Annotated in this window: 4 protein-coding genes; 1 reads left to right on the forward strand and 3 read right to left on the reverse strand. The window is 46.8% G+C overall.

Annotated elements, in window-relative coordinates; all coding sequences use genetic code 11:
* Nucleotides 1–75 precede the first annotated feature (75 nt).
* Nucleotides 76–918, reverse strand: coding sequence for a Uma2 family endonuclease (locus QUB70_RS32260; protein WP_332985877.1), 843 nt, complete (start codon nt 916–918; stop codon nt 76–78).
* 119 nt (nt 919–1,037) lie between these two features.
* Between QUB70_RS32260 and leuB the strand changes: the two genes are divergently transcribed.
* Nucleotides 1,038–2,117, forward strand: a complete 1,080-nt coding sequence (gene leuB, locus QUB70_RS32265) for a 3-isopropylmalate dehydrogenase (RefSeq protein ID WP_332985878.1) — start codon at nt 1,038–1,040, stop codon at nt 2,115–2,117.
* Between the two features lie 128 nt (nt 2,118–2,245).
* Here the strand turns inward: leuB and QUB70_RS32270 are convergent, their stop codons facing one another.
* Both QUB70_RS32270 and QUB70_RS32860 read right to left on the reverse strand, forming a co-directional pair.
* Nucleotides 2,246–2,449 (reverse strand): AAA-like domain-containing protein, encoded by a 204-nt coding sequence (locus QUB70_RS32270; RefSeq protein ID WP_332985879.1) that lies wholly within the window; start codon nt 2,447–2,449, stop codon nt 2,246–2,248.
* On the reverse strand, nt 2,412–2,561 hold the full coding sequence (locus QUB70_RS32860; RefSeq protein WP_442927867.1) for a hypothetical protein: 150 nt from the start codon (nt 2,559–2,561) through the stop codon (nt 2,412–2,414). Before QUB70_RS32860 ends, QUB70_RS32270 begins: the two co-directional genes overlap by 38 nt.
* Between the last annotated feature and the right edge of the window lie 92 nt (nt 2,562–2,653).

The raw sequence follows: 2,653 nt of genomic DNA on the forward strand, positions 1-2,653 counted from the left end.
GAAAAAATAACTCTTGTGGAACGGGCCGGAGAGCCCGTTCCATCAATTGATGAAAGGATTTTTGCAAGAGGTCTATTAAACCAACTGTTCAGGATCGATACCTAACTCCCGCAACCGCGCCGCTAGTCTTTCCTCTCGCTGTTGAGATTCTATGAGTTGCTGTTGAGATTCTGTCAGTTGCTGTTGAGATTCTATCAGTTGCTGTTGAGATTCTATCAGTTGCCGTTCCGCCGCCGTCGCCCTTTCACCCGGACTCAAAATCAACCCTCCTTGGGCCGTAAACCACCGCAGCCACAAACGATTCATACTCTTATAAGTGCCTTGCCACCAACCTAATGTCAACTGCAACTCAGGAATAAATAGCCGCCCATCAATTAATTGTACAGGTTCATAGTGGCCACCTACGAGATGAAAAGCTTGCAATTCATCCGTGTAGCGACTGAACACAAAATAGTAAGGAATCCGCAAAATCTGTTCGTAAACTTGCCACTTAGTCGGCGGTTCCCCAGCTTGCTGAACAGTCCGCCCTAAATCTTCATCTTCAGTTCCCGGCGATAGCAATTCCACCACCACAAACGGATTTACCCGTTCTTGCCAAACTACATAACTCAAACGCATATCGCGCCCTTGATAAAGCCTTGGCACACCCACCGCAGCAAACCAATCCGGGCGTTTATGCCAGCGAGGCTCTGTTGCATCGTAATACAAATTTAGGTCACTGGCCGTAAAGACTTGTTCCGCATCCCATCCCGGCGGCAAAAACGTGAATTCCAAGAGTTGCGGCTGATCTAAATGAAAGGTATCTGGCAAACCTGGCTCCTTTGGGTCTTCGCTAGGTAAATCGTACATTGTTGGCAAACTCTGCCGGGGGTCTAGAGGCGGTTCAGCTTGAGCAGGCGGGTAAGTCGGGAATGTCATAATGAATTCTGAGGTTGCTTATCCTGATATGATTATAGCCTTGTGAGAATGTCTGGCATTTCCAAAGAATTCCCATTAACTCTCAATCTCAAATCAACAATCAAAATTCCTAAATCGATATGACTCAAAACTACCGCATCACTCTTTTACCAGGAGACGGCATCGGCCCTGAAATTATCGCTGTGGCGGTAGATGTCCTGAAACTTGTCGGTCAACAATTGGACATCGGCTTTGAATTTCAAGAAGCTTTAATGGGCGGCGCTGCTATTGACGCAACAGGCAATCCGCTGCCTGAAGAAACACTCTTAAAATGCCGGAACAGCGATGCAGTATTGTTAGCAGCCATCGGCGGTTACAAGTGGGATAATTTGCCGCGCGAACAGCGCCCGGAAACGGGATTATTAGGGCTGCGCGCGGGATTAGGGTTGTTTGCAAATTTGCGGCCGGCGACTATTTTACCGCAATTGGTTGATGCTTCTAGTTTGAAACGGGAAGTTGTCGAAGGCGTGGATATTATGGTAATCCGCGAACTCACAGGCGGCATTTATTTCGGCAAACCGAAAGGTATTTTTGAGACGGAAACAGGCGAAAAACGCGGCGTTAATACGATGGCTTACACCGAGTCGGAAATTGACAGAATCGGGCGAGTTGCTTTTGAGACGGCCAGGAAGCGGGGGAAAAGGCTGTGTTCCGTTGATAAAGCGAATGTTTTGGATGTTTCGCAACTGTGGCGCGATCGTATTATTGCCCTTTCTTCAGAATACCCTGATGTCGAACTTTCTCACCTCTACGTTGACAACGCAGCAATGCAGTTAATTCGCTGGCCGAAACAGTTCGATACAATTGTCACCGGCAATTTATTCGGCGACATTCTTTCCGATGCGGCGGCGATGCTAACTGGTAGCATTGGGATGCTGCCTTCTGCTAGTTTGGGAGCAACCGGGCCGGGAGTTTTTGAACCCGTCCACGGTTCCGCACCGGACATCGCCGGACAAGATAAAGCAAATCCCATCGCCCAAGTTTTAAGCGCGGCAATGATGCTGCGCTACGCCTTAAATCAGCCCGAAGCTGCTAATAAAATCGAGCAAGCAGTTGTCGAAGTTTTAGATCGAGGTTATCGCACTGGCGATATCATGTCAGAAGGCATGAAACTCGTCGGCTGTCGGGCAATGGGCGATGCTTTGATTGAAGTTCTGTAGTAACCGATCGCCGCAACGCAGGTTGCGGTATCGCAAAGGTCGCCACCAATGGCTATGGCGACACTTGCTGCTACAAGTAGGCAACGAGAAATTTCCCACCGCCAAGATAGAGGCTGGATGAAAACAGGTTAAATCACAAGAGAGAAGTGAATATGTAAGGAAGCGTAAACATTTGTCCAGTGAACCACTATCAACCGCAACTTTTTCCAAAGTTCAGCAAAGTGATTTGCTTCCGCGTGTAGTTGACTCCACGATCGCAACAAGCGACAAAAATCCATTCTAAATAATTCTTGTTCAAAAACGCGATCGACATTTTGCAAAACCAATATCAAAAGTACAGTCTGTTTTTTTTAATAAATAGTCCTCGAAGTAAGTTGTAATTTTATCGTGTTCGCCGTACAAATTGCTATCCCAAAAGTCTGCTAATTTGTTTTCTAAACCCAAGCATTTGCCAACACTAATAGACCTCTTGCAAAAGTCCTTTTAATCAAATTTTGGAACGGGCAAGATGCCCATTCCACAAGAAAAAAACTTTT

Source organism: Microcoleus sp. A003_D6 (assembly GCF_036702825.1).
Classification (GTDB): Bacteria; Cyanobacteriota; Cyanobacteriia; order Cyanobacteriales; family Microcoleaceae; genus Microcoleus.